The organism is Kitasatospora sp. NPDC059408, assembly GCF_042751525.1.
Classification (GTDB): domain Bacteria; phylum Actinomycetota; class Actinomycetes; order Streptomycetales; family Streptomycetaceae; genus Kitasatospora.
The window spans coordinates 25,831-29,715 of sequence record NZ_JBHYWI010000094.1; the positions used below are offsets into that span (position 1 = coordinate 25,831).

A 3,885-nucleotide genomic window follows, 5' to 3' on the forward strand; every position below is an offset into this window, starting at 1 on the left:
CCCGAACGGCCGCCCCCCGGCCCCACGGGGCCGACGGGTTCCGCCCCCGGACCGCCGCATCGAGGCGTCTCAGTGGGCGAGCTTCACCGCGCCCGCCGTCATGGCCAGCCAGGCGCCGGTGATCAGCGCGATCGCCACGGCGAGCGGCAGGTGGACGGCACCGAAGAACAGGTCGAACACCCACCCCGCGAAGAAGAACGGCACCAGGCCCACGCCCCCGAGCCACCGGACGTCCTCGTCGATCCCCGGCAGACCGGCCACCACCAGGCCGGTGCCCACGGCGATCAGCAGCGCGAGCAACGCCAGGAGGCCGAAGCGGAATTGCGGGAACACCGACTTGTGGCCCCGGTACTCGACTTGGGCGACGTCGCCGCGCCAGACCTTCAGCAGCACGTACGTGCCGACGTCCGCGTCGTCGTAGAACGCCTCGCCGACGTCGTAGTCCTTGCCCCCGGGATCCGACTCGCGCGCCACCGTGAGGTTGTGGGTGGTCGAGTCCCCGCTGCGGCCCACCCACCGGTCCGTCACCCGGCCGCTCTCCAGCCGCACGCAGACCGACCCCGCAGACGGGTTGCCGGTGCTGCAGACCGGGGCGCGGGTGTACGCGCCCACGTCCTGGTTCACGGCGACGGTCCGCTCGATGCCGAACCCGACCGCGCACAGGCCGATCACGAGGAGCACCCCGCGCGCCAGCACCACGAGGGCCGTCGGCCATGCGCGCCGCGGCCGTGCGTCCCTCACGTCCCCCACCGTCCTCGCCACCCCCTGCTCCCCCTCGGGATGATGCCAAACAACGGGCGGCCCGGGGCCGGAACCCCGACATCCCCCGCCCTTTCCCCCAGGGGTCCCGCACCCTTCCGTACGACCACGGTGGGAGCCGGTCCGGCACCTGAGGTGCACGGACGCCGTCCGGCACGCCACCGAGGATGGAGAGGCCAACACCGGCCCCCACACCCCAGGAGCGTGACCCATGGCCATCCGACGAAACACGGTGATCGGCGGCGCGGCGGCCGTGATCGGACTCGGCGCGCTCGCCGCCTTCGCCGTCCCGACCCTGAACGGCCTGCGGGAGGGCCGGCACGTCGAGGAGTCCGCCTACGCCACCGGCGCCAAGGCGAAGGCCGACCGCACGTCGATGCCGGCCTGGCTCCCCGACGGCGCGACGACCGTCAACTACCGCATGTCCACCACGGGTTACGACCGCCTGCTGGCCGCCACCGTCCCCGACGGCCGGCTGCCCGAGGGCTGCACCCCGGGCGAACCGCGCGGCGGCGTCAACCTGACGGCGGCCTGGTTCCCCGGCGACACGCGCGCCAGGGCGACGGCCCGCTGCGGCAGCTACGACGCGGCCCTGGTCGGCGACCGGCTGTACGCCTGGCAGGACCACGCCGTCGAACTCGCGGCCCTGCGGGCGGGTTGAGCCCTCCCCCGTTGAACTCCCCGCGCGCTACGGCGCCTTGAGCAGGGGCAGGACGACGTCGTCGAGGATCTCGTCGACGACCTGGTCCGACGGCACGCCGCCGCCCAGGAGGAACGCGTCGCGCAGGAGGTCGAGCGGGAGGGAGGCCGTGCGCGGGTTGATGCGCGCGGCGTTGATCTGCCCGCGGTCGGCGGCGCGGCGCATCATCGCCTCCAGCGCGTCCACCGCCCCGAAGGCCGTCAGCCCGGTGCGGAACCGCGCGCGCAGTTCGGGGTCGCGCATCAGGTCGATGAGGAAGCCGTGAACGGCGTCCGTGGGCAGGTCGTCGAAGCGGTGCAGCAGGCTGAGCAGGAAGGCGGCCAGGTCGGCCCTCAACTCGCCGGTGTCCGGCGGTTCCTGGAAGTCGGGGGCGTTGCGGCCGAGCGCGGCAATGACGAGGGCGGGCCGATTGGGCCACCGGCGGTAGAGGACCGGCTTGCTGGTCCGGGCGCGCGCGGCGACGCCGTCCATGGTGAGCCGGTCGTAGCCGTGCTCGGCCAGTTCCGCCCACACCGCGTCGAGGATCGCACGCTCAAGCTCGTCGCCCCGCCGGCGTGACGCCCGGCCGGTTTCCGCCCCGCCCACCGCTGCTCTGCCCATCACCGGATCCCGTAGATAGATACGTTGCGTTTCTTATGGGGGTCAGTCTACAGTCGGGAGCAAGAAACGCGCCGTATCTTATGGGCTCGTACCCGAGGGAGACCGCCATGCCTGGCTCCGAAACACAGCTCGAAACCACCGACGTCCTCGTCGTCGGCGCCGGACCGGTGGGCCTCGCGCTCGCCGTCGGCCTGGCCCGCGCGGGCGTCGACTGCCGGATCGTCGAACGCGACCCGGACTTCCGCGACCGCGGCGTGCGCGGCAAGGGGGTCAACCCGAGGACGCTGGAGGTGCTCGACGACCTCGGCGCCGCCGACGCGATCCTCGCCCGCAGCCTGCTGAACCCCAAACTCCGCACGTACGAAGGCAGTCGGGTCGTCCACGAGGTCGACCCGGCCGCCGCCAACACCGCGACGCCCGACCGCCCGTACGCCGGCATGGTCCTGCTCGCGCAGCACCACACCGAGGCGGTGCTGCGCGACCGGCTCGCGGAGCACGGCGGGAAGGTCGAGCTCGGGACGGAACTCGTGGACTGCGCCCAGGACGACGAAGGCGTGCTCGCGACACTCCGCCGTTCCGACGCCGGCACCTCCGCGATCCGCGCACGGTACGTCGTCGGCTGCGACGGCGGGCGCAGCACCGTCCGCAAGCTCACCGGCATCCCGTTCCTCGGCGAGACCTGGGAGGAGGAGCGGTTCATCATGGCGTCGATGCGCATCGACGGCCTCGCCCCCGACCGGATGCACATCTGGAACGACGCCCGGTTCGGCGCCGGCGCCCTCGCCATCGTGCCGCTGCGCCAGGACGACACGTGGGCCGTCCACGCCGCCGTCATCCCCGACGAGGACGGCGTGCTGCCCGCGCCCACCCTCGACACCTTCCGCCGCGTCTTCGCCGAGCGCGCCGGCCTGCCCGGCGTCACCCTCCAGGGCCTCACCTGGGCGAGCACCTGGCGCCCCACCGTCCGCATGGTCGAGCGCTACCGCAGCGGCCGGATCCTGCTCGCCGGCGACGCCGCGCACTGCCACTCCGCGGCCGGCGGACAGGGCATGAACACCGGCATCCAGGACGCCCACAACCTGGCCTGGAAACTCGCCGCCACGCTGCGCGGCGCCCCGGACGCCCTCCTCGACAGCTACGAGGCCGAGCGCCTGCCCGTCGCCCGCGCCGTCCTCGCCGCCACCTCCGCCCAGCACCGCACGCTCTTCTCGGACGGCGGAGCCCGGGCCCTGGCCGCCCAGTTCGCCGACCCGACGGCCACCGCGGGCGGCGACTTCACCGGCCTCTCCCTCGGCTACCGCGGCGGCCCGCTCGGCCGCGACCTCGACGACGCCACCGGCATCCGCGCCGGCGACCGCGCCCCCGACGCCCCCTGCCGCACCACCGACGGCCCCACCCGCCTGTTCGACCTGTTCCGCGGACCGCACTTCACCCTGCTGAGGTTCACCGACCGCCCCGGCCCGCCGCTCCTCCCCCCGCTCCCCGGCCTCCGCGAGGCCGCCGTCCAGGACCCGGACGGCCACGCGCGCCGCGCCTACGGCCTCACCGGCGACGCCACCGTCCTCGTCCGCCCCGACGGCTACGTCACCCTGACGGCAGGCACCCCCGACGCCGAGCAACTCCGCCACCACCTCCGCCAGTTCGCCATCTGACCGACGCCAGCACTACGACGGGCGAATTACCACCGGCCCTCGCTTCGCTCGGCCGGTGGCTTCGCCAAAGGGCCTCTCCTTCTGGTCGCTCGCTCCGCTCGCTCATCATCGGATGATCAGGTGGTCGAGGTAGCCCTGCACGTTGCGGCGCGTCTCGGAGACGTGGTAGCCGCC

The 3,885-nt window shown here is 73.9% G+C and carries 4 protein-coding genes; 2 read left to right on the forward strand and 2 right to left on the reverse strand.

The genetic code is table 11. The features are described from left to right. Positions 1–69: 69 nt before the first annotated feature. Positions 70–741: a hypothetical protein gene (locus ACFXDE_RS37995; protein ID WP_380444125.1), complete on the reverse strand. Its 672-nt coding sequence runs from the start codon at positions 739–741 to the stop codon at positions 70–72. Between the two features lie 229 nt (positions 742–970). Here ACFXDE_RS37995 and ACFXDE_RS38000 point away from each other — a divergent pair, with 229 nt between their 5' ends. Beyond that, a complete protein-coding gene (locus ACFXDE_RS38000) occupies positions 971–1,420 on the forward strand; it encodes a hypothetical protein (RefSeq protein WP_380498909.1) in 450 nt (149 codons plus the stop codon). Between the two features lie 27 nt (positions 1,421–1,447). Here the strand turns inward: ACFXDE_RS38000 and ACFXDE_RS38005 are convergent, their stop codons facing one another. Then, the gene (locus ACFXDE_RS38005) at positions 1,448–2,059 is read right to left on the reverse strand and encodes a TetR/AcrR family transcriptional regulator (RefSeq protein ID WP_380498910.1); all 612 of its coding nucleotides are present in this window, start codon (positions 2,057–2,059) and stop codon (positions 1,448–1,450) included. A 107-nt stretch (positions 2,060–2,166) separates the two neighbouring features. Here ACFXDE_RS38005 and ACFXDE_RS38010 point away from each other — a divergent pair, with 107 nt between their 5' ends. Further along, positions 2,167–3,711, forward strand: coding sequence for an FAD-dependent monooxygenase (locus ACFXDE_RS38010; protein ID WP_380498911.1), 1,545 nt, complete (start codon positions 2,167–2,169; stop codon positions 3,709–3,711). The last annotated feature ends 174 nt before the right edge of the window (positions 3,712–3,885 follow it).